This window comes from Neisseria sp. P0021.S007, from assembly GCF_051956855.1.
The window spans coordinates 1-499 of record NZ_JBQCXA010001320.1 but is presented as its reverse complement, the minus strand read 5'-3'; the positions used below and the strand labels follow the sequence as shown (position 1 = coordinate 499).

Here is a 499-nt window from a genome sequence, read left to right as displayed (position 1 = left end):
CTCGAAGGCCGCACCGTTTTGCCTGTCATCATCTTGGATTCATTGGGCAGAACCTACACGCTCGATGCCGCCGAAATCCCCGGCGGACGCGGTGACGGCGTGCCGGTTTCATCGTTAGTCGAGCTGCAAAACGGTGCGAAACCCGTTGCCATGCTTACCGGTCAGCCCGAACAGCACTACCTGCTCTCAGGCAGTGGCGGCTACGGCTTCATCGCCAAACTGGGCGATATGGTCGGACGCGTGAAAGCAGGCAAAGTGGTAATGACCGTGGACAGCGGCGAAACCGTCCTGCTGCCCGTTGCCGTCTATGCATCTTCGCTCATCAATCCCGACTGCAAAATCGTACTGGCCAGCAGCGACCACCGCCTCTTGGCGTTTTCCATCGGCGAGCTTAAAGTCATGCCTAAAGGCCGCGGTTTGCAGCTGATGTCGTTGGCCGATGGTGCATCTTTGGAACACATTATGGTGACGACCTCTCCTGAGTTTACCGTTGTATCGG

The 499-nt window shown here is 57.5% G+C and carries 1 pseudogene; it reads left to right on the top strand.

What is annotated here, in order from left to right:
- A pseudogene (locus ACTHUR_RS18955) lies at positions 1–499 on the top strand (DNA topoisomerase IV subunit A); the annotation flags it as partial.